Below are 21,036 nucleotides of genomic sequence, written 5' to 3'. Positions count from 1 at the left end.
CGCTCGACGTAACGCGTGCGTGCGCCGGCGGTGGCCTGTCCCCCGCTGGTCGAGCCGCCGGAGCCGCTAGGCGGAGGCGTGTCGAGACCAACACGACTCCTTCTCTGAACGACCTGAACCAAGGACCTGAATGACTCTCGACGTCGTCACCCTGCTCGACGAGATCGCCGGGATCGGCCGCGATCCCGTACGCGGCGGCTACTCCCGGCATGTCTACGAGCCGGCCGAGCTGGAGCTGCGCGAGTGGTTCCGGCGTACGTCCGCAGGGCTCGGCCTCGAGGTCGAGACCGACCGCAACGGCAACATCTGGGCTCACTGGGGCGGCGGGGGCGGCGCGATCGCGATCGGCTCCCACCTCGACTCGGTTCCGGGCGGGGGCGCCTACGACGGCCCGCTCGGGGTCGCCTCGTCCCTGGCCGCGGTCTCGGCGCTGATGGAGGAGGGCTTCGTGCCGGCCCGGCCGGTGACGATCGCCGCGTTCGGCGAGGAGGAGGGCTCGCGGTTCGGCATCGCGTGCCTGGGCTCGAAACTGATGACCGGTGCGCTGTCCGGCGAGGCGGTGGCCGCGCTCACCGACGAGGCCGGGGTGACGTACGCCGAGGCCTGCGGAGCGGACGGGATCGACCCTGCCGGGCTCGGCCGCGACGAGGAGCGGCTGGCGAGCCTGGCCGCCTTCGTCGAGCTCCACGTGGAGCAGGGCATCGGGCTCGCCGATCTCGATTCCCCGGTCGCCGTGGCCTCGAGCATCCTCGCCCACGGCCGCTGGAAGCTGGTCTTCTCCGGTGAGGGCAACCACGCCGGCGCGACCCGGATGCGCGACCGGCGCGACCCCGTCGCCGCGATGGCCGCCGCGGTCCTGGCCGCCCAGCGCATCGCGTCGGCCCACGACGGTGCCGACTCCGCCCGGGCCACGATCGGCCGCCTCACCCCGATCCCGGGCGGCACCAACGTCATCGCCTCCCGGGTGGATGCCTGGCTCGACGTACGCGGCGACACCGACCCGCAGACCCGAGCCCTCCTCGAGGAGATCCTGGCTGCCTCGCACGCGGCCGCCGAGGAGCACGGTTGCACCCTGGAGGTGACCGAGGAGTCGTACGTCTCCACGGTCCATTTCGACTCTGACCTGCAACAACGCCTGGTCGGCGCGCTGGGCGGCGTGCCGGTGCTCGCCACCGGCGCCGGCCACGACGCTGGCATCCTCGCCGCCGAGATCCCCACCGCGATGCTCTTCACCCGCAACCCCACCGGCGTCTCCCACTCCCCCTACGAGACCGCCACCGACGACGACTGCCGGGCCGGGGCGAGGGCGCTCACGGACATCGTCCGACTGCTGGCGAGCGAGACCCGCGGATGACCCGGATCCATGCCGCGCGGGCGCTGGTCGAGGGCCGCGAGCTCACCGACCTCGTGATCGAGGTGACCGAGGGCCGGATCACCGCGATCACCCCCGGCGGGAGCGCCGAGACCGCCGACCTCCGCCTCGGCACCGTGCTCGCCGGCTCCGGCAACGCTCACTCCCATGCCTTCCACCGCGCGCTGCGCGGCCGGACGCACGACCAGGGTGGTGACTTCTGGCGCTGGCGCGAGCAGATGTACGCCGTCGCCGACCGCCTCACTCCCGACTCCTACGAGCGCCTGGCCGAGGCCGTCTTCGCCGAGATGCTGGTGACCGGCTGGACCACCGTCGCGGAGTTCCACTACGTCCACCACCGCCCGGACGGCACGCCCTACGTGGACCCCAACGCGTTCGGCACCGCGCTCACGAGGGCCGCGAGCAGCGTCGGCATCCGGCTGACGCTTCTCGACACCCTCTATCTGACCAGCGCCCCGGGCAAGCCGCTCCTCCCCGAGCAGAGCCGCTTCGGAGACGGCACCGCCGAGGCCTGGCTCGAGCGCTGGCAGCAGCTTCATCAGACGCACGCCGTCGGTGCGGCCATCCACTCGGTACGCGCCGTCTCCCCCGACGACATCGCCCTGGTCGCCGAGCGACTGCCCGCCGAGGTGCCCCTCCACGTCCACGTCTCCGAGCAGCCCGCGGAGAACGAGCAGTCGCTCGCCGCGTACGGACGGACGCCCACCCAGGTCCTCGCCGACGCCGACGCGCTCTCCCCGCGCACCTGGCTGGTCCACGCCACGCACCTGACCGACACCGACATCGCTCTCATCGCAGCCAGCGGCGCCGGGGTGGCGATGTGCCCGACCACCGAGGCCGACCTCGGCGACGGCATCGGACCCGCCCGCGAGCTGGCCGACGCAGGCGTACGCATCGCGCTCGGGTCCGACCAGAACGCGGTCATCGATCCCTGGCTCGAGGTGCGCGGCCTGGAAGCCGGCGAACGGCTGCACAGCCGGCAGCGCGGACGCTTCTCCCCCGCCGACCTCGAGACCACCCGCGCCGGCTCCGGCTACGCCGCCTCCGGCCTCCCGGGCGGCCTCCGGATCGGAGCCTGCGCCGACCTGGTGGAGATCGACCCCGATTCGGTACGCACCGCCGGAGCCGCCCTCGACCAGCTCGCCCTGGTGGCGACCGCCACCGACGTACGTCGCGTCGTGGTCGGCGGGCGTGTGGTGGCCCAGGACGGTCGCCTCGCGGACGGTCGCGACCCGGCCACCATGTTCACAGAAGCCTTGAAGGAGCTCGGATGAGCCTGTTGCTGACCAATGTCGGCGAGCTGACCACGCACACCGAGGAGCACGGCACCGTCCACGACGCCGCCGTGGTGATCGAGGACGGCCGGATCGCCTGGATCGGTCCGGCCGACCGCGCCCCGGCAGCGGACACGCGGGAGGATCTCGACGGTCGCGCGGTGCTCCCGGGCTGGGTCGACTCCCACACCCACCTGGTCTCGATGGGCGACCGCGCGGAGGAGTTCGTCGACCGGATGGCCGGCCGGCCCTACGAGGCCGGCGGGATCATGCGTACCGTCGAAGCCACCCGAGCCGCCTCCGACGACGACCTCCGCGCCCGGGCGCGCTGGCTGCGGGAGGAGGCCTACCGCGGCGGCACCACGACGATCGAGGCCAAGACCGGCTACGGCCTCGACGTCGAGACCGAGCAGCGCCTGGCCCGGATCAGCGCCGAGCACGCCGAGGTGGTCACCTACCTCGGCGCTCACGTCGTCCCCGCCGGCGTTGACCGTCGCGCCTACATCGACCTCGTGACCGGCCCGATGCTCGCTGCCGTCGCGCCCTATGCGACCTACATCGACGTCTTCTGCGAACAGGGCGCCTTCGACGTCGAGGAGTCCCGCGAGATCCTCGAGGCCGGCCGCGCCGCGGGGCTCGGCGTCAAGCTCCACGGCAACCAGCTCGGCGAGTCCGGCGGCGTCCGGCTGGCCGTCGAGCTGGGCGCGACGAGCGTCGACCACTGCAACCACCTGAGCCCGACCGACGTCGACGCCCTCGCCGGGTCGGACACCGTCGCCACGCTCCTTCCCGCCTGCGACCTCTCCACCCGCGAGCCCTTTCCCCCGGCGCGCGAGCTGGTCGACGCGGGCGTCACGATCGCGATCGCGTCCAACTGCAACCCCGGCTCGTCGTTCACGACCTCGATGGGGTTCTGCGTCGCCACCGCCGTGCTCCAGCAGCGCCTGACCTTCGAGGAGGCGCTCTGGGCCGCGACGGTCGGCGGCGCCACCGCGCTCGGGCTCGGCGACTCGGTGGGACGGATCAGCGTGGGCGGCCGCGCTGATCTGCAGGCTCTCGACGCGCCCTCCGCCAAGCATCTGGCCTACCGCCCCGGGGTTCCGCTCACCCACAAGGTCTGGAGCGGCGGCAACCCGGTCTGACTCACCCGCGCCGCTTGCCGATCACGACCAGGTAGCGGCACGGCTCGTCGGTCGGGTTGACGAAGACGCAGTCGGCAGGCGGCCCGAGCTGCAGGCAGTCACCCGCGTCGAGTTCGTGGACGAGGTCACCCTCGACGAACCGCAGATGCCCCGAGAGCACCCAGATCTGCTGCTCCTTGAAGTGGTACGCCGAGGCCGGCGAGGCCACCGACGCACCGGCCGGGAACTCCACCTCGACCAGCTCCAGGATCCCGTGCGCGGGCGGCGAGACGGCGCGGCGTACGTAGCCGGTCTCGGGGTCCGTCCACTCGGTCTGCTCCGCGCGCCGGGCCACGCGCACGGCATCCCCCTCGGCCCGCGCGATCAGCTCCGACAGCGTCAGTTCCAGCGCCCCGGAGAGCCGGGTGAGCAGGACCGCGGTCGGCTGCGCCTCGCCCCGCTCGATCTTCGAGATCATCGCCCGGGACACCCCGGACGCCTCCGCGAGCCCCGCGACGGTCATCCCGAGCGACTCCCGCGCCGACCTGATGTTGGACGCCAGGGCCTCACCGAACTTGTCACTATCGTCAGCCACGTGACTACTATAGGAGACATGTCTCCTGCCTGGACCATCCGCCACGCAACGACCGCGGATGCCGCCGCCTGCGCGGCGATCTACGAGCCGTACGTCCGCGACACCGTCATCTCCTTCGAGACCGAGCCGCCGACGGTCGAAGAGATGGCTCGCCGCATCGAGTCGTCCCTGGCCGAGCACGCCTGGCTGGTCCTGGAGACCGAGGGCGAGGCCGGTCCGGAGGTCCTCGGCTATGCGTACGCCACCCAGCACCGCACCCGCGCCGCCTACCGCTGGGCCTGCGACGTGTCCATCTACCTCGACCGCGACCGGCGTGGCAACGGCGCCGGCAAGGCCCTGTACGCAGCCCTCTTCCCCTACCTGAAGGAGCGCGGCTTCCACCGCGCGCTCGCCGGGATCGCCATCCCGAACGAGGCCAGCCTCGGGATCCACCGTTCCTTCGGCTTCACCGAGGTCGGGACGTACCGCAGGATCGGCTGGAAGTTCGACGCCTGGCACGACGTCACCTGGATGCAGCTCGACTTGGACCCGGAGAACCAAGAAGCCCCGAGTCAGTGACTCGGGGCTTCCCGTGCGTTGTACCCCCGACCGGATTTGAACCGGCGTTACCGCCGTGAGAGGGCGACGTCCTAGGCCGCTAGACGACGGGGGCTTGCACCTCCCGCGATGACCTTTCGGCCTCGCGGGCAGGAGAAACATTACCGGATGACCAGCCGATCCCCCACATCGGGACCCCTCCGCGCCGCGGCCATATCCGCGCCCCCGGCAGAAATGGCGAAGAGCCCCGAGTCAGTGACTCGGGGCTCTTCCTGCGTGGTACCCCCGACCGGATTTGAACCGGCGTTACCGCCGTGAGAGGGCGACGTCCTAGGCCGCTAGACGACGGGGGCTTGCAGCGGGTGAAACCTTAGCGAACCGCTTCGGTGACTCCCAAATCCTCCAGAGAGGATCCGCTGGGCTACTAGGACTCGAACCTAGAATAACTGGACCAGAACCAGTCGTGTTGCCAATTACACCATAGCCCATCGTCTTGATTGACTTAGCCTCAGAGGCCGCCAACAAGAGCGATCTGGCCCTCAGGATTTCTCCCTCGAACCGAGAGGAAACATTACCGGCGAGGGCCCCAGGCTACGAAATCGGCACGCCCCTGGCCCCATTTTCAGGCGCTCTTGGTCGTGGTCGAGAGGCCGGCCGATCGCGCGGCCCACACGGTCAGCGCCAGGAAGACGCCCGACTGGACCAGGGTGACCGGGATCCGCCACCACGACCCCTCGGTGGTGTTGAGCACCGTCGAGATGTCGCCGAAGGCCACGGCCATGCCGAGGCTGACGAAGTTGTTGAGGACATGCATCGCGATGCCCGCCTCGATGCCGCCGGTGGCGATCACGCAGATGCCGGCGACGATGCCGAAGGCGAACCGGTCCAGGAACAGCGGCAGATCCTGGGAGCCGTGGGCGAAGGCGAACAGCAGCGCGGTGATCGTCACCGAGACCGTCCGGGCGCCCATCATCCCGCCGAAGAGCGAGCCGAAGGTCTGGAAGATGTAGCCGCGGAACAGGTACTCCTCCCCCGCCGCCTGCAGCGGGGTGAGCAGCACGATCACGAGCACGAAGTCGCGCATCGTGCTGGTGTAGGGATTGAGCGTGCTGGGCCCGAGGTCGTCGCCGGGGATCGGCAGCCGGGAGGCGATGATGACCGTGACCACCATCGTGATCGCCGCGATCCCGAGGCACTGCAGCAGCCACGGCCAGCGGATCCGCCGCTCGACCGAGGCCAGCCACCCCGGCCGCAGGCCGTGCAGCGCCCAGCACAGCAGCATCGCCGCCGGGATCGCCCCGGCCAGCGAGAGCAGCAGGAAGGCCAGCGACTCCGGGGTGACGTTCTCCACGTCGGAGACGTTGGCCATGCCGGTGGCAACGTTGTCGCCGGTGAGCATGAAGAAGAGCTCGAACCCGACCAGCACCACCGCCGGCGAGACGAAGAAGACACACAGTCCGATCAGGATGAGTCCGATCAGGGGCCGCCCCCAGCCACTGCGCCCGCTGCGCTGTACCTGGTAGTACGCCAGTCCCGACGGCGGCTCCACGACCGTGCTCATCCTGTCCGACCTACTTCCCGAGAACCGCCTTCAGGCGCCCCAGCGTACGCTCCCGACCGAGCAGCTCCATGGATTCGAACAGTGGCGGGCTGATCCGCTTGCCCGTCACCGCGACGCGCACCGGGCCATAGGCCTTGCGCGGCTTGAGCCCGAGACCGTCGATCAGGGCCGCGGTCAGGGCGTCCTGGATCTCGGCCGTCGACCACGCGTGGAGACCCACGAGCGCGTCGTACGAAGCCCGGACGACACCCAGGCCCTCCTCGTCGAGCAGCTTGGCGGCGTCCTCCTCGTCGAGCGCGAAGTCGGCCTCCGGGACGAAGAGGAACCGCAGCATGTCGGAGGCCTCGCCCAGCTTGTTGATCCGCTCGGCGACCAGCGGCATCGCGGCCTCGAGCATCTGCGCGTCGGCATCGTTGACCGGGTCGCTGATGATCCCGTCGGCCTTGAGGTAGGGAATCACCCGGTGGGTGATGTCCTCGACCGGCAGCAGCCGCATGTGGGAGGCGTTGATCGCCTCCGCCTTCTTGATGTCGAAGCGGGCCGGGTTCTTGACCACGTCGTGGATCTCAAAGGCCTCGACCATCTCCTCCATGGTGAAGATGTCGCGGTCGGCCGCGATCGCCCAGCCGAGCAGCGCCACGTAGTTGAGCAGCCCCTCCGGCAGGAACCCCTCCTCGCGGTACTTCAGCGCGTGCGCCTCCGGGTCGCGCTTGGAGAGCTTCTTGTTGCCCTGGCCCATGACGTACGGCAGGTGGCCGTACTCCGGTGCCCGCTCGGCCAGGCCGACCTCGACGAATGCGTCGAAGAGCGCGATCTGCCGAGGGGTCGAGGACAGCAGGTCCTCGCCGCGGAAGACGTGGGTGATGTTCATGGTGGCGTCGTCGACCGGCGCGGTGAGCGTGTACAGCGGGTCGCCGTTGGCGCGCGCGAGCGCGTAGTCGGGGACATGCTTGGTCTCGAAGGTCACCTCGCCGCGGACGAGATCGTTGAAGGTGATCGAGCCGTCGGGCATGCGGAACCGCGGGACCGAGGAGCGGCCCTCCGCCTCGTACGCCTTGATCTGGTCCTCGCTCAGGTCACGGCAGTGGTTGTCGTAGCCCTGGGCCGGGGCCTCGCCCTTGATCCCCTCCGCCTTCGCGGCCTTGTAGGCGGCCAGGCGCTGCTCGTAGCGGGCGGTGGTCTCCTCGCCGGTGCAGTAGCACTCGTAGACGTGGGACGAGGCGCGCAGCCGGCCGAGCGCGTCGGCGTAGATCTCCGAGCGCTCCGACTGGCGGTAGGGGCCGTAGGGGCCGCCGACCTCGACGCCCTCGTCCCAGTCGAGGCCGAGCCAGCGCATCAGGTCGATGAGCCCGTCGTAGGACTCCTGGGTGTTGCGCGCCTTGTCGGTGTCCTCGATACGGAAGACGAAGGTGCCACCGTGGTGGCGGGCGAAGGCCCAGTTGAACAGGGCGGTGCGGACCAGGCCGACGTGGGGCGACCCCGTCGGTGAGGGCGCCATCCGGACCCGGTAGTCCTTGGGCTCGAGTGAGCCGGTCATTCCATTGCCAGTCAACGCTGTGCCACCTTGTTGGTCAGAGCTCCGAGCCCCTCGACGAAGATCTCGATCTCGTCGCCGGGCTCCATGGGGCCGACACCCTCGGGGGTGCCGGTGAGGATCACATCGCCCGGCAGCAGCGTCATCACGCTGCTGATGTGGGCGATCAGCTTCGGGATGTCGTGGACGAGGTCCTTCGTGGACCCGTCCTGGACGACGTCACCGTTGAGGAAGGTCTGGATGCGTACGCCGGCGGCGAGCTGCTCCAGCTCGACGTCGGTCTCGATCCAGGGGCCGAGCGGGCAGAAGGTGTCGTAGCCCTTCGCCTGGGAGAAGTGCTTGAGCCGCCGCTGGATGTCACGCGCGGTGACGTCGTTGGCGACCGTCATCCCGTAGATGACGTCCTTCACCTTCTCCACCGGTACGTCGCGGCAGATCCGGCCGATCACGATCGCGAGCTCGCCCTCGAAGTGGAGGTCTTCGACCCCTGCCGGCCGCTGGATCGCGTCACCGGGGCCGCAGACCGCGGTGTTGGGCTTGATGAAGAAGAGCGGCTCCTCCGGCACCTCGTTGCCGAGCTCGGCCGCGTGCTTGGCGTAGTTGCGGGCGACCGCGACCACCTTGCTGCGCGGGATCACCGGCGCGAGCAGCTTGACGTCTTCGAACTTGTGGACCTGGTCGGTGATGTTGACACCCGAGAACAGCGGGTCGCCCTGGAGCGCGACGACGGTCGCGTCCTCGCTGAGCTGGCCGTAGCCGTCGAGGTCCCCCATGACGACGCCGAACTGGGGCTCGCCACCCTTGGTCGTGAATCTGGCGATGCGCACGTGCTGAGCCTATCCGGACCAGTCGCCACGATTCACTTCACTATGCGCCGCCTTCGTAGGCTTGTACGTCGTGGAGGTGCTGTCGCGTTCGGAGTGGACCGCTCGCGCGGCCGCTCACCGCGCGCGCCTGGCGCCCTATGTCGAGCCGCATCTCGCCCGCCGCGGCGCCCGGGTCAAGCACCCGGTCAACGACTTCCTCTACACCTACTACTCCTACCGGCCCGCCCAGCTGCTGCGCTGGCACCCGGGGTTCGGGGTCGTCCTGGAGGATGCTGCGGAGTACGAGTCGCTGCGCGGCTACACCTCCGGCACGGTCTCCTCCGACTTCCTCGCCGACAAGCGCCTGCTCGTCGAGACCCTCCTCAAGCTGCTCCGCGCCACCGCCTCCCGCGACGCCAACTTCGGCTGCTTCGGCCTCCACGAGTGGGCGATGGTCTACCGGCTGACCCCGGAGCAGGTACGCCACGCCGACTGGCCGCTGCGGCTCGGCACCACCGGCACCGACCGCGTGGTCGAGTCCCACCGCATCGCGTGCAGCCACTTCGACGCGTACCGCTTCTTCACTCCCCCGGCTGCGCCGCTCAACACCCTCTCCCCGCGCTCCGACGACCGGGCGGCCTTCGAGCAGCCGGGCTGTCTGCACGGCAACATGGACCTCTACAAGCACGCCTTCCGGCTCTCACCGCTGGTCTCCTCCGACCTCGTCGCCGACTGCTTCGAGCTCGCCTGGGACATCCGCACGATGGACATGAAGGCCGCTCCGTACGACCTCGCCGAGCTCGACCTCGACCCGATCCGCATCGAGACGGCCGCCGGGAAGCAGGAGTACGCCGCCGCTCAGCGTGCCTTCGCCGAGCGCGCCGCCCCGCTCCGCGAGCGCCTGGTCACCGAGTGCGAGCGGCTCCTCGAGGGGTAACAGACGTCACACGCTGTGCGCGCTCCTCCCGGCGTGACCCGGGAAGGCGGGTTACGTTAAGCCCACAATGGCCATCCTCCCCCACCCCCGACAAGCTGCCGCCTCGATCGCCACCACGGTCGGCGCCGCCGCGGGGAACGTCGCGCACTCGCTGCTCTACGGCGGGCTCGCCGACCTCCGGCCGATGCCGCGTACGTTGATCGACGACGGCAACCGACGCGAGCTCTACCACTACCGGCCCGTGGCGGGGACGACGCCGGAGGGCGACCCGGTGCTGCTGGTGACGCCGCTGGCGGCGCCGGCGATCTGCTACGACCTGCGGCGCGGCTGCTCGGTCGTCGAGCATCTGGTGGGGACGGACCGGCCGACCTACCTGGTCGAGTACGGCGAGGTGAACTTCGCCGACCGCAGCCTCGGCATCGAGCACTGGATCGCGCACGTCGTGCCGGAGGCGATCCGGTCGGTCTCCGAGCACGCCGGCGGGCGGCCGGTACACGTGGTCGGCTGGTCGCTGGGCGGGATCTTCACGATGCTCGCCGCCGCGGACGCCCCCGACCTCCCGATCGCCTCGCTGGCGGTGCTCGGCTCGCCCTGCGACGTACGTCAGGTGCCGTTGATCGCGCCGCTGCGGCCGCTGCTCAACCTGCCGCCGGGCAACCTGGTCACCACTGCCTACCAGGCCTTCGGGGGTGCTCCGAAGCCGCTGGTCAGGTGGGCTTTTCAGATCTCCTCGGTCGACAAGATGTTCACCAAGCCGGTGGCGAAGCTGTCCAACCTGGCCGATCGCGAGTTCCTCGCCCAGCTCGAGGCGGTCGACCGGTTCACCGACAACATCATCGCCTACCCGGGGCGTACGTTCGGGCAGCTCTACCACCACTTCTTCCGCACCAACGCGCTGTTCAGCGGGCAGATCGACCTCAGCGACGAGCACTCCGTCTACCTGCGCGACGTCAAGCAGCCCACACTCGTCGTCGCCGGTGCCAACGACGGCATCGGTCCGGTCGCCTCGGTCAGGCCGCTGGTCGACCTGCTCACCGGCGCCGAGGAGCTCCGCTTCGAGATCGTCCCCGGCGGCCATCTCGGCCTGCTCACCGGCCGCGCCGCCCGGGACAACACCTGGCCGCTCCTCGACGAGTGGTTCACCCAGCACGACTGAGAGCTCGCGCAGCCGGAGTGTCGGTGGCGGGTGGCAGGGTGTGCGCCATGCCGAACCCACCCGCCGAGGCGAGCGACGAGCACTTCCGCAACGAGGACTGGTACGCAGCCGATCTCACCGGGGCCCGGTTCGTCGACTGCGTCTTCACCGATGTCGATCTGACCGAGGCGACGACGTCGGCGGCACTCTTCGAGAACTGCACCTTCCACGGCGGCCGGTTCAACGCCTCGACCCACGTCGGGTCGGCGTTCGTCGGCTGTGACTTCCGGCGTACGAACTTCTTCGACTCGACGTTCGAGGGCTGCAAGCTCAGCGGGAGCGAGTTCTCGAACTGCACCCTGCGGCCGCTGAAGGTCACCGGCGGCGTGTGGCGCGGGGTCTCGTTGCGCGGCGCGAACCTCGCCCGGCTCGACCTGTCCGGGCTGGACCTCCGCGACGCCGACCTGTCGCTGGCCGACCTCACCGGCGCGGTCCTGCGAGACACCCGGCTCGACGGAGCCACGCTCCAGGAGACGAAGCTGCACGGTGCCGACCTCCGCGGGGCCGGGCTCGACCGGGTCGACCTCACGGCCGCATCGCTGCGCGGCACGAAGCTCGACCTCGCCGGCGCCGTGATGCTCGCCGAGCAGCACGGCGCGGAGGTCGACGGGGTCTGAGCGCCCCTCAGCGGTCGGCCGAGGCCTCGCGGACGGCCTTGGCCATCGAGATGCCGGCGGCGATCAGGCCGAGGCCGGTGACGAAGTCGTCGGTGTCGCGTACGTCGTCCTCGATGGCGCCCGCGGCGGCGGCCTGGAGGTGGGTCTGCTCGTCGACGGCGTGACCGTAGACGAAGTGGAGCAGGGTGCGGGCGGCGACCGGGGCGAGATCGCCGAGGCCGCCGTCGCTCAGCGCCGCGACGAGGTCGTCGTGGGGCTGGGTCGCGCCCAGCCCGAAGGCCCAGACGGTGGCGACGACCTCGGCGCCGTCGCGGTAGGCCAGCAGCGAGTCGCGCAGGTCGGTGCAGATGCCGGTGACGCGTACGTCCCAGGCACCCGACGGTTCGTGCCGCCCCCGGAGCAGGATCTCGTCGGCCACCGCTGCCAGCAGGGACTGCTTGTTGGCGAAGTGGTGGTAGAGCGCGCTGGGGCGTACGCCGAGCTCGGTGCCGAGCCGACGCATCGTCAGGTCGGCGAGACCGTAGTCGTCGAGGACCTGCAGCGCGCGGGCGACGACGTCCTCACGGCGGTATCGCATGTTGCTCCCAGGGGCCGGGTGGTGGGACGAAGTGGACGAAGACGTACGTCGACCTTAACCTGAACACCGTTCACCTGACCAAGGTTCAGGTCTGAGTACGCAGGAGCGAGTATGACCGAGTCCCCCACCAGTGCGACGTCGACCCCGGAGGCCGACGAGTCGAAGCCGGCCCGTTTCACCACCACCGACATCGCCCTGATCGCCGCGTTCACCGGGCTGATCTGCGCCTCGACCCTGGTCGGCGACATTCCGACCGGCACCGCCGTGCCGATCACCCTGCAGACCTTCGCGGTCGCGCTCTCCGGCGCGCTGCTCGGTCCCCTGCGCGGGTTCCTGGCCGTCGCCCTCTACCTGCTGCTCGGCGGCATCGGGCTGCCGGTCTACGCCGACCACACCTCCGGCTTCGCGAAGTTCGCCGGGATCTCCGGCGGCTACCTGATCGCGTTCCCGCTGATGGCGGCGCTGGTCGGCTTCCTGGTCAAGTACGTCGCCGGGCCCGCCCGCACCCGCGCCGTCGTGGTGTTCCTGTGCTCGATCGCCGGCTCGATCCTGATCGTCCACCCCCTCGGCATCGCGGGGATGATGATCTACTCCGGCGAGCCGCTGAGCACCGTGTGGAAGTGGGACCTGCCGTTCTGGTTCGGCGACCTGGTCAAGACCGGGCTCGTGGCGATCGTCGCGGCCGAGGTGCACCGAGCCTTCCCGAACCTCCTGCGCCGATGATCGAGCTCGATGCCGCGGGGGTCGCGCTTCCGGAGGACGAGGGCGGCCGGGTGCTGCTCTCCCCCACCTCGCTGACGCTCACCGAGCGGCGGATCGCGATCATCGGCGGCAACGGCTCCGGGAAGTCGACGCTCGCCCGGCTGCTGAACGGCCTGGTGTCCACGACCTCGGGCCGCGTCCTGGTCGACGGCCTCGACGTCGCCCGCAAGGGCAAGGAAGTACGCCGCCGGGTCGGCTTCTGCTTCACCGACCCGGCCGCTCAGCTGGTCATGCCGACCTGCGTCGAGGACGTCGAGCTGTCGCTGCGGCGGCTGGTGCGCTCCTCGTCGGAGCGGCACGCCCGGGCTCTCGAGGTTCTGGCGCGGTTCGGGCTGGACGGGCTGGCAACGCAGTCGGTGCACACGTTGTCGGGCGGGCAGCGGCAGCTGCTCGCACTGGCTGGCGTGCTCGCCGCGGAGCCGTCGATCGTCGTCGCCGACGAGCCCACCACGCTGCTCGACCTCGCCAACACCCGGCTGGTCGCCGACGCGCTCTTCGGGCTCTCGCAGCAGCTCGTCCTGGTCACCCACGACCTCGACCTCGCCGCGCGGTGCGACCGCGCGCTGGTCGTCGCGGACGGGGCGGTCACCTTCGACGGATCGGCTCCGGATGCCGTCGCGCACTACACACAGTCGGTGGGTGTGTGATGGTCGCGGGCGCGGCGCACTTTCCCGCCATGGCGGGGTTGTGCGGGCGGGCGGCGGCCCGGCGGGCGGCAGAATCCCGCCATGGCGGGATTCTGCTGGCACCTGACGACCGCAGCCGCGGCATTTTCCCGCCATGGCGGGAAAATGCCGCCGCGGAACGGGGGCGGCGTTGAGCTACCTACTCGGCGCCTACCTGCCCGGCGACAGCCTCCTGCACCGGGCCCCCGCCGGTGCGAAGCTGCTGGGGCTGCTGGTGTTCAGCACCCTGCTCGTGGTACTCCACGGGCTGGTCGCCACCGGGGTGCTCTTCGGGATCGCGGTCGTGGTCACGCTCGTCGCCCGGCTGCCGATGCGGCAGGTGGGGCGGGCTGCCCGCGGCGTACTCCTGATCGCGCTCGTCCTCTCCGCGCTCCAGGGCTACGCCCACGGATGGCCGCGGGCGGTCGAGGCCGGCGTCGACCTGATCTCCCTCGCGCTCGGCGGTCTCATCCTCACCGCCACGACCGAGGTCAACGCGATGCTCGACCTGTTCACGCGGCTCATCACGCCGCTCAAGCCGATCGGCGTGAACCCGGACGGGGTCGCCCTCGTGATCGGCCTGGCCATCACCAGCATCCCGGCGAGCATCGCCCTCCTCCTCGAGACCCGCGACGCGGCTCGCGCTCGCGGGATCCGGCACCCCAGGGCGTACCTCTCCCCCTTCGTCATCCGCGTCGTCGCCCGCGCCCACGAGACCGGCGACGCCCTCAAGGCCCGCGGCCTCGGCGACTGACCCCTGCCGAAGCGTCACCCCGGTCGGCCGAAGCGTCGCTGACCCCTGCCGAAGCGTCACGTACGTCGGGCGAGACGGCACCATGTGCCATCTCGCCCGACCTAACTGACGTCTCGCCCGACGCAACTGACGTCTCGGCCGACCTAACTGACGTCTCGGCGCGGGTCACCAGCCGGGCGGGAGGCGGTGGTCCCAGAGGGCGGCGTCCTCGATCTGGGCCGCGAGGGAGAGCAGGAGGGGCTCCTCGGCGGGACGGGCGGCGAGCATGACGCCGACAGGAAGACCGGACGGGGTCCAGTGGAGGGGCAGGGAGATGGCGGGCATGCCGGTGACGTTCCAGGCGGAGGTCCAGGGGGTGAACGCCTTCTGAGCCTCGAAGTCGGCGGCGGGGTCGGCGTCGTCACGGATCGCACCGACCTTCGGCGGCGGGGTGGCCAGGGTCGGGGTGAGCACGGCGTCGTAGGGCGCCAGCGCCTCCAGGGCCATGGCGGCGTACCGTCGTAGCTCGGCGATCGCCAGCCCGAACTCCGGGCCGCTGAACGCCTCTCCTCGCTCGGTGAGCCAGCGGGTCAGCGGCCGGATCTGGGATCGCTGATCCGGGGTGAGGTTGACGACCGACATCGCGGTCCCGACCGCCCAGACCGTCTCGAAGACCGCGACCGCCTCGACCGGCAGCGGCCGCGGGATGTCGACGATCTCGTGGCCCAGCGATTCCAACAAGGCAGAGGCGTTCTCCCAGGCGGCGACGCACTCGGGATCGACCGAGGTCGGGGCGATCAGCGGCTCGATGAACCGGGCGATGCGCAGCCGCCCCGGCGGCCGCTCGCACGCGTCCAGGAACGGGAGCGGCTCCTCGGGAGCCCAGAAGGGATCACCAGTACGCCGCCCCGCGAGCACGTCGAGGAAGGCCGCCGCGTCGCGCACCGTCCGAGCGATCGGACCGGCGGTGGCGAGTCCGGCGGCGTCGCCGTACATGGGCGACGGGGAGATCCGTCCGCGCGTGGGCTTGAGGCCGACCAGCCCGCAGCACGAGGCCGGGATCCGGATCGAACCCCCGCCGTCGGAGCCCTGCGCGACCGGCACCAGCCCGGCGGCGACCGCGGCGGCAGCACCTCCGGAGGAGCCGCCGGCAATCCGCGTACGGTCCCAGGGCGTGACGGCGGGCGGCGCCACGTCCGGCTCGGTGTAGCAGGGCGAGCCGAACTCGGGAGTGTTGGTCTTCCCGAGCGAGATCATCCCGGCCGCCTCGATGGAGAGGGTGACGTTGTCGGAGATGTCGGGTACGAAGTCGGCGAAGGCAGCCGACCCGAAGGTCGTACGCACCCCGCGGGTGAGGTTGAGGTCCTTGATCGCGGTGGGTACGCCCCACAGCGGTGAGGCACCGACCGGCTTGACCACGAGCTCACGAGCGCAGGTCGAGATCCGCTCCTCGGCCACGGTGACGAAGGCGCCGACATCGTCGAGCCTCGCGATCCGGTCGAGGTAGTGCTCGGCGAGCTCTCCCGGGGAGACCTCGCATCGATGCAGCAGCTCTCCCTGTTCCAGGGCGGTCAGATCATGAAGCTCGGCCACCCCTGCAGACTAGTGGCCCGAGCGCCACTCGTCCTCGAGCATCGCGTAGTGCACCAGTGTCGTCCACTCGCCCTTGAACCACTCGGCCTCGCGCTCGACGGCTTCCTTCCGCATCCCGAGCCGCTCGACCACCCGCGCCGAGGCGGTGTTGCGCTCGTCGACCCGGGCGGTCACCCGGTGCAGGCCGAGCCCGTCGAACGCCAGCCCCAGCAGCGCCCGCGCGGTCTCCGTGGCGAAGCCGCGGCCGCTGAACTCGGGGTTGAAGGCATAGCCGATCTCCCCCGACCGCTGCTCCTTGCTGTGCCAGAAGAGCACCACGTCGCCGATCAGCCGGCCCTCGTGCTCGACGGCGAGGCAGAGCACCTCACCCTCGCGGCGCAGGACGGAGAGACGCCTCTCGGCTGCGTACGCCTTTCGCAGCTGCTCGCGGTCACGCGGAACCGGTGGGATGTAGCGGCACACCTCCTCGAGCGAGAGATAGGCGTGCAGATCGTCGAGGTCGCGCTCGACGTCGATCGGGCGCAACGCCAGCCGCTCGGTGGTGACCGGATAGTCCGGAGCCAGAACGGGCTCGGCGAGCTCCTGGAAGACACTCAGATGCAGCCCCGCCGGCCCGTCGAGACGGGCGTTGAGCGACTCCCACGGGGTGCGAGTGGGTGGCGCGACGAGGGTGGCGCCGCCATCGACGAGCCGGGAGGCGACGGTGGCGGAGTCCTCGACCTCGAACGCCACCCGGACGTGCCCGGCCGCCGGCTGCCCGACCTCGACCTCGTCGATGTAGGCGTGCTGGGCGGAGTTGGCGAGCTCGAGCGTGGCCAGGCCGGCGTCGAGGATCGTCACATGAGCCTCACCCGGGCCAGAGAAGGCGGCCTGCTCCGGCAGGCCGAGGGTGTCGCGGTAGAAGGCCACCGCCTGCTCGTAGTCCTTCGCCTCGACCACCAGTCGGAGCTGCTTCACGGGTCCACTCATGAGCGAAACGTACGGCCGAATCGCTGGTCACGCACGCGATAAATCACCAAGGGCAGGTCTCCCCCCGCAGAGACCTGCCCTCGTGGTGCGCTGCCTGGTTGGGGCTCAGGCGGCTGCAGGCTGGAAGCCCGCGAGCTTCTCGACGGCCTCACGGAAGCGGCCCTGGGCCTCGGCGTCGGTGAAGACGTCGATCTCGTGGACCGGCTGGGAGACGATGGCGTCCTCGACGACGACGGCGCCGCCGATGCCGGCCGAGCGGGCTGCGTCGGCGTGGGACCACTTGGCACCGTAGGGCGTCGGAGCGACGCCGACGACCGAGAGGATCTTGCCCTTGAGCACGCCGGCGGCGTAGGGGCGCGAGAGCCAGTCGATCGCGTTGTTGATGACGGCGGGCATCGTGCCGTTGTACTCCGGGGTCACGATGAGGACGCGGTCGGCCTCGTCGATCACCTTGCGGAGCTGGCTCACGGCCTCGCCCGGGTCGGCCTCGAGGTCCTCGTTGAAGAACGGCACGTCCGCCAGTCCGTCGACGATCTCCAGGACGACACCCTCAGGCGCTTCGGCGACGAGCTTCTCGGCGAGCTTGCGGTTGATGGAGTCGGCGCGCAGGCTGCCAACGAGTACGGCGATACGGGTGTCGGTCACGGGTTCTCCTCGTAGGACGCGGATAGTTCAATGTTGAAGTGTTCAACGCCCGCGTCCCGGGGATTCATTCCGTGACAGCAGCCTCCGACGGTGTGGTCTCGCCCACATGCCGGCGCAGCCCGAAGGTGAGCCCGTCGACCAGCGCCTCCCACGATGCCTCGATCACGTTCGACCCGACCCCCACCGTCGTCCACGACGTCGAGCCGTCGGAGGTCTCGATCAGCACCCGCGTCCTGGCATCGGTGCCGTGTCCCTGGTCGAAGAGGCGCACCTTGAAGTCGATCAGGTCGAAGTAGGCGACCACCGGGAAGGCACGCGTGATCGCGGCCCGCAGCGCCTGGTCGAGCGCGTTGACCGGGCCGTTGCCCTCGCCGGTCTCGACATGACGTACGCCGTCGGCGTGGATCTTCACGATCGCCTCGGTGGTCGAGCCGGTCTCGGCACCACCACCGCGGGCCTCGGAGATGACCCGCCAGGACTCGACGTCGAAGAAGGACGGCCGGGCGCCCTCGACCTCCTCGATCAGGAGCAGCTCGAAGGAGGCGTCGGCCGCCTCGAACGTGTAGCCACGCTGCTCGGCCTCCTTGACCCGCTCGGTCACCCGGGCCACCAGGTCGCGGTCGTCGGAGAGGTCGTAGCCGAGCTCGCGCCCCTTCAGCTCGATCGAGGCCCTCCCGGCCATGTCCGAGACCAGCAGCCGCATGTCGTTGCCGACGCCGGCCGGGTCCATGTGCTGGTAGAGGTTGGGGTCCACCTTGATCGCGGAGGCGTGCAGCCCGGCCTTGTGGGTGAACGCGGAGGCACCGACGTACGGCTGACGGCCCGCGGGCGGCACGTTGGTCACCTCGGCCACCGCGTGCGCGACGCGGGTCGCCTCGCCGAGCAGCCCCGTGGGCAGCACCTCGCGGCCCAGCTTCAGCTGCAGGTTGGCGACCACGGAGACGAGGTCGGCGTTGCCCGTACGCTCCCCGTAGCCGTTGATGCAGCCCTGGACGTGCATCGCGCCGGCGTCCACGGCGGCCAGCGAGTTGGCGACCGCACACCCGGTGTCGTTGTGGCAGTGGATGCCGACCGCTCCCTGGGTGGCGCCGCGGACGTCGTGGACGACGTCGGCCACCCAGCCCGGCAGCATCCCGCCGTTGGTGTCGCACAGCGCGACCACCTCGGCGCCCGCCTCGTAGGCGGTCTTCAGGACCTCGAGCGCGTAGTCGCGGTTGGCCCGGTAGCCGTCGAAGAAGTGCTCGGCGTCGAGGAAGACCTGCTGGCCCTCTTCGCGCAGGTGGGAGACCGTGTCGCGGATCATCGCGAGGTTCTCCTCGAGAGTGGTGCGCAACGCGAGCTCGACGTGACGGTCGTGGGACTTGGCGACGAGGGTGACAACCGACGCCCCGGAGTCGCGGAGCGCGGCGACCTGCGGGTCGTCCGCAGCCCTCACACCGGCCCGGCGGGTCGACCCGAACGCCGCCAGCCGCGCGTGCTTGAGGTCGAGCTCGGAGACTGCCCGCTTGAAGAACTCGGTGTCCTTCGGGTTCGCTCCGGGCCAGCCGCCCTCGATGAACCCGACGCCCAGACCGTCGAGGTGCCGGGCGATCGCGAGCTTGTCGGCGACGCTGAGGTTCAGGCCCTCCTGCTGCGCACCGTCGCGCAGGGTGGTGTCGTAGACGTGGAATTCCATGGCTCTGTGTCCTCGGGTCCTCGGGCTGGGCTGGGTTGGGCTGGGCAACAAAAAACCCTCTCGGGAACGAGAGGGTGGCGCGTCGGGCAGGTGCTCGACGCGCTAGCGAATGATGATGACGTACGTCGTCATAGCCCTGATACTGCCACGAAATCTTCGTCCATGGGACGGGCGTCTCACCAGCCGAGGAGCTCGACCCACCACGGCTCGTCGCCATCGGAGAACTGCGAGCCCTCGTCGGCGAGGGTCTGGATCGGGAAGAGCGCCAGAGTGACGACCACGGCGAACCCGAGGATCCACGGCACCCATCGCGCCGAGATCCGGTGGACCGCCTTGGTCACCGGGTCACGCAGCCGGTCGCGACCGGAGCCGGTCCACAGCGCGCCGACGAACGCCAGGCCGGCGAAGCCCAGCGTCGCCTCGAGGGAGAGCTGCAGGGCGAAGCCGATCAGCACCGCCGCCACCACGAACCCGAAGCCCCACACCCCGACGACGAACGTCTTCGGGAGCGAACGGACCAGGCGCCAGGGAGCGCCGATCAGCAGTCGGGGCGCGTCATGCCACTTGCGACCGCGATACCACCGCCACCGACGCAGATCGCCGGCGGCAAGCGTGCCGGCGCGGATCAGCCACGCCGCGCCGAGCACGGCCCAGAAGCCGACGCTCGGGAACGCAGCGATGACGCCGACGGCGAAGGCGAGCAGGCCGAGCCAGACGGCACCCCGGCGCAGCTTCTCCAAGCCGCTGTCCTGGCGCGGGCCGAGCTTCTGGATCGGGGTGAACGGCGCAGCCGGCGTGGTGGCCTTCTCGCGCTCGGCCCGGTCGCTCAGCGAGAGCTGCTCGACCGGCCGGTGCACGAACGGCCGGCGCGGCGTACGCAGCCACTCGCGCACCTCGTCCAGCGTCGGGCGGTCCGCGGGGTCGGGCGACAGCGCCTGGCCGAGCAGCCCGCGCAGCGGCTGCGGCACCCCCTCGAGGTCGTGCTCACCGCGCCGGGCGCGGTCCATCAGTTTCATCGAGTTGCCCTCGCCGAAGGGCGGGCGGCCGGTCGCGGCGTACGCCACCACGGAGGCCCACGAGTGCACGTCCGAGGCCGGGGTGGCCGGGTCGCCGACCGCGATCTCGGGCGGAAGGTAGCCGGGGGTGCCGATCAGCAGGCCGGTCACGGTGATCTTCGGGTCGTCGGCGACGCGGGCGAGCCCGAAGTCGATCAGGATCGGGGTGCGCCCCTCGACGATGATGTTGGCCGGCTTGATGTCACGGTGGAGGACACCGACGGCGTGGCAGTCGGCGATGCCCTCGGCCAGGTCGCTGGCCAGCTGCTCGACGTCCTCGCGCGACAGCGGCCCCTCGTTGATGATCTTGTCGTGCAGCGTCGGCCCCGGCACGTAGCGGGTCGCCAGCCACGGCACCTCGCCCCACGGGTCTGCGCCGACCACTCCGGCCACCCACCTGCTCCGCACCCGCTGTAGCGAGGAGACCTCGCGCGCGAGCCGATGGCGGCCCTCCTCATCCCCCACGAACTGGGTACGCAGCACCTTCAGCGCCACCCGCTCACCGCTCGTGCGGTGGCTGGCCAGATGGACCCGTCCCATCCCGCCCTGCCCCAGCAGGGAGAGCAGGTCGTAGTCACCAACGGTGTCCCGTTGGGTCGCCGGGAGACGGCGAGGGGCTGTCGTCACGAGACAAACCTTATCCGCCACAGCCGACACCCCGCCGAGACGACCGGAGCGAGGTCGAGCGGCGAGCTTGCTCGTCCGCTCGCGCCGAGCGAGGGAGTAACCGCGCGAAGCGCGGAGGCGTCAGCTACGTCGGCCGAGGCGTCGCTCCCGTCGGCCGACATGGCACCGATCTGCCATGTCGATTCG

At 70.6% G+C, this 21,036-nt stretch carries 20 protein-coding genes and 3 tRNA genes; 10 read left to right on the top strand and 13 right to left on the bottom strand.

Going from position 1 to position 21,036, the window contains the following annotated elements; genetic code table 11:
- The first annotated feature begins 130 nt into the window (after nucleotides 1–130).
- The 3 genes from ABT304_RS15825 to hutI are packed head-to-tail and all read left to right on the top strand — an operon-like array spanning nucleotide 131 to nucleotide 3,788.
- Nucleotides 131–1,354, top strand: a complete 1,224-nt coding sequence (locus tag ABT304_RS15825; RefSeq protein ID WP_350716453.1) for an allantoate amidohydrolase — start codon at nucleotides 131–133, stop codon at nucleotides 1,352–1,354.
- Nucleotides 1,351–2,646: a formimidoylglutamate deiminase gene (locus ABT304_RS15820; RefSeq protein WP_350716451.1), complete on the top strand. Its 1,296-nt coding sequence runs from the start codon at nucleotides 1,351–1,353 to the stop codon at nucleotides 2,644–2,646. Before ABT304_RS15825 ends, ABT304_RS15820 begins: the two co-directional genes overlap by 4 nt.
- Complete coding sequence (gene hutI / locus ABT304_RS15815) at nucleotides 2,643–3,788, top strand: imidazolonepropionase (protein ID WP_350716449.1); 1,146 nt, start codon at nucleotides 2,643–2,645, stop codon at nucleotides 3,786–3,788. Before ABT304_RS15820 ends, hutI begins: the two co-directional genes overlap by 4 nt.
- Nucleotide 3,789: 1 nt before the next feature.
- Here the strand turns inward: hutI and ABT304_RS15810 are convergent, their stop codons facing one another.
- A complete protein-coding gene (locus ABT304_RS15810) occupies nucleotides 3,790–4,362 on the bottom strand; it encodes a helix-turn-helix domain-containing protein (RefSeq protein ID WP_350716447.1) in 573 nt (190 codons plus the stop codon).
- A gap of 18 nt (nucleotides 4,363–4,380) precedes the next feature.
- Between ABT304_RS15810 and ABT304_RS15805 the strand changes: the two genes are divergently transcribed.
- The gene (locus ABT304_RS15805) at nucleotides 4,381–4,920 is read left to right on the top strand and encodes an arsinothricin resistance N-acetyltransferase ArsN1 family B (RefSeq protein ID WP_350716445.1); all 540 of its coding nucleotides are present in this window, start codon (nucleotides 4,381–4,383) and stop codon (nucleotides 4,918–4,920) included.
- A gap of 21 nt (nucleotides 4,921–4,941) precedes the next feature.
- On the opposite strand, the gene ABT304_RS15800 is transcribed toward ABT304_RS15805, so the two are convergent.
- The 6 genes from ABT304_RS15800 to ABT304_RS15775 all read right to left on the bottom strand — a co-directional run bounded on the left by ABT304_RS15800 (nucleotide 4,942) and on the right by ABT304_RS15775 (nucleotide 8,821).
- Nucleotides 4,942–5,014: transfer RNA gene (locus tag ABT304_RS15800), tRNA-Glu, on the bottom strand.
- Between the two features lie 162 nt (nucleotides 5,015–5,176).
- Nucleotides 5,177–5,252 (bottom strand) — tRNA-Glu (locus ABT304_RS15795).
- 63 nt (nucleotides 5,253–5,315) lie between these two features.
- Nucleotides 5,316–5,387: transfer RNA gene (locus tag ABT304_RS15790), tRNA-Gln, on the bottom strand.
- Nucleotides 5,388–5,521: 134 nt separating this feature from the next.
- Complete coding sequence (locus ABT304_RS15785; protein WP_160024566.1) at nucleotides 5,522–6,460, bottom strand: CPBP family intramembrane glutamic endopeptidase; 939 nt, start codon at nucleotides 6,458–6,460, stop codon at nucleotides 5,522–5,524.
- Nucleotides 6,461–6,470: 10 nt separating this feature from the next.
- Nucleotides 6,471–7,997, bottom strand: a complete 1,527-nt coding sequence (gene gltX / locus ABT304_RS15780) for a glutamate--tRNA ligase (RefSeq protein ID WP_350716443.1) — start codon at nucleotides 7,995–7,997, stop codon at nucleotides 6,471–6,473.
- Nucleotides 7,998–8,008: 11 nt separating this feature from the next.
- The gene (locus ABT304_RS15775) at nucleotides 8,009–8,821 is read right to left on the bottom strand and encodes a fumarylacetoacetate hydrolase family protein (protein WP_350716441.1); all 813 of its coding nucleotides are present in this window, start codon (nucleotides 8,819–8,821) and stop codon (nucleotides 8,009–8,011) included.
- A gap of 70 nt (nucleotides 8,822–8,891) precedes the next feature.
- Here ABT304_RS15775 and ABT304_RS15770 point away from each other — a divergent pair, with 70 nt between their 5' ends.
- From ABT304_RS15770 to ABT304_RS15760, 3 genes are all read left to right on the top strand, one after another.
- A complete protein-coding gene (locus ABT304_RS15770; RefSeq protein ID WP_350716439.1) occupies nucleotides 8,892–9,737 on the top strand; it encodes a 3-methyladenine DNA glycosylase in 846 nt (281 codons plus the stop codon).
- Nucleotides 9,738–9,804: 67 nt separating this feature from the next.
- A complete protein-coding gene (locus tag ABT304_RS15765) occupies nucleotides 9,805–10,893 on the top strand; it encodes an alpha/beta fold hydrolase (RefSeq protein ID WP_160024570.1) in 1,089 nt (362 codons plus the stop codon).
- A gap of 47 nt (nucleotides 10,894–10,940) precedes the next feature.
- Nucleotides 10,941–11,549, top strand: a complete 609-nt coding sequence (locus tag ABT304_RS15760; protein WP_350716437.1) for a pentapeptide repeat-containing protein — start codon at nucleotides 10,941–10,943, stop codon at nucleotides 11,547–11,549.
- Between the two features lie 7 nt (nucleotides 11,550–11,556).
- On the opposite strand, the gene ABT304_RS15755 is transcribed toward ABT304_RS15760, so the two are convergent.
- Nucleotides 11,557–12,126: a TetR/AcrR family transcriptional regulator C-terminal domain-containing protein gene (locus ABT304_RS15755; protein WP_160024572.1), complete on the bottom strand. Its 570-nt coding sequence runs from the start codon at nucleotides 12,124–12,126 to the stop codon at nucleotides 11,557–11,559.
- A 111-nt stretch (nucleotides 12,127–12,237) separates the two neighbouring features.
- Here ABT304_RS15755 and ABT304_RS15750 point away from each other — a divergent pair, with 111 nt between their 5' ends.
- The 3 genes from ABT304_RS15750 to ABT304_RS15740 all read left to right on the top strand — a co-directional run bounded on the left by ABT304_RS15750 (nucleotide 12,238) and on the right by ABT304_RS15740 (nucleotide 14,307).
- A complete protein-coding gene (locus ABT304_RS15750) occupies nucleotides 12,238–12,849 on the top strand; it encodes a biotin transporter BioY (protein ID WP_350716435.1) in 612 nt (203 codons plus the stop codon).
- Nucleotides 12,846–13,535 carry an energy-coupling factor ABC transporter ATP-binding protein gene (locus ABT304_RS15745; RefSeq protein ID WP_350716433.1) on the top strand — a complete coding sequence of 230 codons (690 nt, stop codon included), beginning with the start codon at nucleotides 12,846–12,848 and terminating at the stop codon, nucleotides 13,533–13,535. Before ABT304_RS15750 ends, ABT304_RS15745 begins: the two co-directional genes overlap by 4 nt.
- Nucleotides 13,536–13,704: 169 nt before the next feature.
- Nucleotides 13,705–14,307 (top strand): energy-coupling factor transporter transmembrane component T family protein, encoded by a 603-nt coding sequence (locus ABT304_RS15740; protein WP_350716432.1) that lies wholly within the window; start codon nucleotides 13,705–13,707, stop codon nucleotides 14,305–14,307.
- A 165-nt stretch (nucleotides 14,308–14,472) separates the two neighbouring features.
- On the opposite strand, the gene ABT304_RS15735 is transcribed toward ABT304_RS15740, so the two are convergent.
- From ABT304_RS15735 to ABT304_RS15715, 5 genes are all read right to left on the bottom strand, one after another.
- Nucleotides 14,473–15,879: an amidase gene (locus ABT304_RS15735; protein ID WP_350716430.1), complete on the bottom strand. Its 1,407-nt coding sequence runs from the start codon at nucleotides 15,877–15,879 to the stop codon at nucleotides 14,473–14,475.
- Between the two features lie 9 nt (nucleotides 15,880–15,888).
- Nucleotides 15,889–16,848: a GNAT family N-acetyltransferase gene (locus tag ABT304_RS15730; RefSeq protein WP_350716429.1), complete on the bottom strand. Its 960-nt coding sequence runs from the start codon at nucleotides 16,846–16,848 to the stop codon at nucleotides 15,889–15,891.
- A 105-nt stretch (nucleotides 16,849–16,953) separates the two neighbouring features.
- On the bottom strand, nucleotides 16,954–17,493 hold the full coding sequence (locus ABT304_RS15725) for an NADPH-dependent FMN reductase (protein ID WP_350716427.1): 540 nt from the start codon (nucleotides 17,491–17,493) through the stop codon (nucleotides 16,954–16,956).
- Nucleotides 17,494–17,557: 64 nt separating this feature from the next.
- Nucleotides 17,558–19,168 (bottom strand): citramalate synthase, encoded by a 1,611-nt coding sequence (gene cimA, locus ABT304_RS15720; protein WP_350716425.1) that lies wholly within the window; start codon nucleotides 19,166–19,168, stop codon nucleotides 17,558–17,560.
- Between the two features lie 176 nt (nucleotides 19,169–19,344).
- Complete coding sequence (locus ABT304_RS15715) at nucleotides 19,345–20,850, bottom strand: protein kinase domain-containing protein (protein WP_350716423.1); 1,506 nt, start codon at nucleotides 20,848–20,850, stop codon at nucleotides 19,345–19,347.
- Nucleotides 20,851–21,036 lie beyond the last annotated feature (186 nt).

This window comes from Nocardioides sp. NPDC000445 (assembly GCF_040300245.1).
GTDB lineage: Bacteria > Actinomycetota > Actinomycetes > Propionibacteriales > Nocardioidaceae > Nocardioides.
This window is presented reverse-complemented; position numbering and strand designations above follow the sequence as displayed.

Excerpts from the sequence above, each read along its gene's own strand:
- ABT304_RS15825 (WP_350716453.1), top strand. The coding sequence starts at position 131 with ATGACTCTCGACGTCGTCACCCTGCTCGACGAGATCGCCGGGATCGGC.
- ABT304_RS15820 (WP_350716451.1), top strand. The coding sequence starts at position 1,351 with ATGACCCGGATCCATGCCGCGCGGGCGCTGGTCGAGGGCCGCGAGCTC.
- hutI (WP_350716449.1), top strand. The coding sequence starts at position 2,643 with ATGAGCCTGTTGCTGACCAATGTCGGCGAGCTGACCACGCACACCGAG.
- ABT304_RS15805 (WP_350716445.1), top strand. The coding sequence starts at position 4,381 with ATGTCTCCTGCCTGGACCATCCGCCACGCAACGACCGCGGATGCCGCC.
- ABT304_RS15785 (WP_160024566.1), bottom strand. The coding sequence starts at position 6,460 with ATGAGCACGGTCGTGGAGCCGCCGTCGGGACTGGCGTACTACCAGGTA.
- gltX (WP_350716443.1), bottom strand. The coding sequence starts at position 7,997 with ATGACCGGCTCACTCGAGCCCAAGGACTACCGGGTCCGGATGGCGCCC.
- ABT304_RS15765 (WP_160024570.1), top strand. The coding sequence starts at position 9,805 with ATGGCCATCCTCCCCCACCCCCGACAAGCTGCCGCCTCGATCGCCACC.
- ABT304_RS15760 (WP_350716437.1), top strand. The coding sequence starts at position 10,941 with ATGCCGAACCCACCCGCCGAGGCGAGCGACGAGCACTTCCGCAACGAG.
- ABT304_RS15755 (WP_160024572.1), bottom strand. The coding sequence starts at position 12,126 with ATGCGATACCGCCGTGAGGACGTCGTCGCCCGCGCGCTGCAGGTCCTC.
- ABT304_RS15750 (WP_350716435.1), top strand. The coding sequence starts at position 12,238 with ATGACCGAGTCCCCCACCAGTGCGACGTCGACCCCGGAGGCCGACGAG.
- ABT304_RS15745 (WP_350716433.1), top strand. The coding sequence starts at position 12,846 with ATGATCGAGCTCGATGCCGCGGGGGTCGCGCTTCCGGAGGACGAGGGC.
- ABT304_RS15730 (WP_350716429.1), bottom strand. The coding sequence starts at position 16,848 with ATGAGTGGACCCGTGAAGCAGCTCCGACTGGTGGTCGAGGCGAAGGAC.
- cimA (WP_350716425.1), bottom strand. The coding sequence starts at position 19,168 with ATGGAATTCCACGTCTACGACACCACCCTGCGCGACGGTGCGCAGCAG.